The 2,228-nt window shown below is 58.9% G+C and carries 3 protein-coding genes; all 3 read right to left on the bottom strand.

The window, feature by feature from the left end; genetic code table 11:
- The coding region (locus DFR52_RS24095) for a flagellin N-terminal helical domain-containing protein (RefSeq protein WP_483423391.1) at positions 1–428 on the bottom strand (428 nt) is incomplete at its 3' end.
- 253 nt (positions 429–681) lie between these two features.
- A complete protein-coding gene (locus DFR52_RS24105) occupies positions 682–1,656 on the bottom strand; it encodes a flagellin N-terminal helical domain-containing protein (protein WP_110034637.1) in 975 nt (324 codons plus the stop codon).
- Between the two features lie 319 nt (positions 1,657–1,975).
- On the bottom strand, positions 1,976–2,228 hold a 253-nt coding region (locus tag DFR52_RS24110), incomplete at its 5' end, for a flagellin (RefSeq protein WP_280954207.1).

The raw sequence follows: 2,228 nt of genomic DNA on the forward strand, positions 1-2,228 counted from the left end.
CCGGCCGCGGCGGTCGAGGTGTTGTTGAGCCAGTTCTCGCCGGAGAACGACGCCGAGGTGGCGATGCTCTTGAGCTGGTTCTTGAGCTCGGTGAGTTCCTTGTCGATCTTGGTCTTGTCGACGCCCGGCTCGCGGGCGGCCACCAGCTTGGCCTTGATCTCGGAGACCACTTCGAGCGAGGCGTTCATGCCGGTATAGGCGACGTCGACCTTGGCGGCGCCGAGGCCGAGAGCGTCCTTTACCGTCGACAGCGCCTTGTTGTCGGAGCGCATGGTGGTGGCGATCGACCAGTAGGCAGCGTCGTCGGCCGCGGACTCGACGCGGTATCCCGAGGAAATTCGCGACTGGGTGGTTTCCATGTCGCTGTTGATGGAGCGCAGTGTCTGCAGCGCAGACATTGCAGAGGTGTTCGTCATGATGCTTGTCATAGGTGTGCCCCTAAAACTGAGTACGGAGGGGATACCGGGCTACAAATACCGGCAACAACGGCAAGGCATCATGCCCGTCGTTGCCAGCTTCAGCTGCGCTCAACGACCCGTCATTTCTTGAAATGGAGATTGCCGGATTATGGTTACGGAACACTTAAATGCGAGTTGTAATATTTATCCATAATTATAAAAAAACCGCACCGAAATATATATTTCGATGCGGCTCTGTATATATTATGGTTTTGTTAGTTTTTTACCTGAACAGCGACAGAATGTTCTGCGAGTTCGAGTTGGCGATCGTCAACGCCTGGATACCCAACTGCTGCTGGGTCTGCAGCGCCTTGAGCCGGGTCGATTCTTCGTTCATGTCGGCGTCAACCAGCCGGCCGATGCCCTGATCGACCGAGTCCATCAGGTTGGAGACGAAGTCTTCCTGCATCGAGATGCGCTTGTTGACCGCACCCAGGTTGGAGGCGGCGTCGGTCATCTGGCTGAACATCGAATCCACGGCCCGGATCATGTCGTCGACCTGGGCATCCGTGGTGGTGCCGGACAGCGAAATCTCGGTGCCAGAGGCGGCCGTGCCGGTGGTGGCGCCGGTGTCGATCAGGAAGTAGTTGCGCGCCGTCGTCGAGGTCGAATTGGCATCCAGCGCGTTGGCGTCGATGTCCTTGGTCAGGATGCCGAGGCTTTCGTTCTTGGCGCCGATCAGCGTCGTCGAACTGGTGTTGACGTCGAGCGTGGTGATCGAGACCTTGCCGCCGGAATCGCGGTTGAAGCCGCCGACGACCTGCTTGGTGCCCGCCGCGGCGGTCGAGGTGTTGTTGAGCCAGTTCTCGCCGGAGAACGACGCCGAGGTGGCGATGCTCTTGAGCTGGTTCTTGAGCTCGGTCAATTCCTTGTTGATCTTGGTCTTGTCGACGCCCGGCTCGCGGGCGGCCACCAGCTTGGCCTTGATCTCGGAGACGACCTCGATGGAGGAATTGATACCGGTATAGGCGACATCGACCTTGGCGGCGCCGAGGCCGAGGGCATCCTTGACCGTAGACATGGCCTTGTTGTCCGAACGCATGGTGGTGGCAATCGACCAGTAGGCGGCGTCGTCGGCCGCTGATTCGACCCGGTATCCGGAGGAAATGCGCGACTGGGTCGTCTCCATGTCGCTGTTGATGGAGCGCAGCGTCTGCAGCGCGGACATGGCGGAGGTGTTTGTCATGATGCTTGTCATGGGTGTGCCCGTATAATTGAGAAAGAGGGCATACCGGGCTGGGAATACCGGCAACGGTGGCAAGGCATCATACCCGTCGCCATCAGCTTCCGCTGATCGTGCGACCCACCATTTCGTTAACCCAAGATGATCGATCGTGGTTACCGAAGACTTAACCGAATTCCTAATTATTCATATTTTTCAAATACTAACGAAACCTTAACGGCATCGCGCAGCGCGGGCGCCTTGTTTCAGGCGCCCCAACGAAGAGCGGCGCCGGGAGTTTCAACTCCCGGCGCCGCGACTGTCACCGGCCGATGGGCCGGCTGATCGAGAGGCTTTAGCGGAACAGCGCCAGCACGTTCTGCGAGTTCGAGTTGGCGATCGACAGCGACTGGATGCCCAGCTGCTGCTGGGTCTGAAGCGCCTTCAGCCGGGTCGATTCCTCGTTCATGTCGGCGTCGACCAGCCGGCCGATGCCCTTGCTGATGGAGTCGCTCAGGTTGGACACGAAATCCTCCTGCATCGAAATGCGCTTGTTGACCGCACCCAGATTGGACGCGGCATCGGTCATCTGGCTGAACATCGAATCC

This window comes from Hoeflea marina (genome assembly GCF_003182275.1).
Classification (GTDB): domain Bacteria; phylum Pseudomonadota; class Alphaproteobacteria; order Rhizobiales; family Rhizobiaceae; genus Hoeflea; species Hoeflea marina.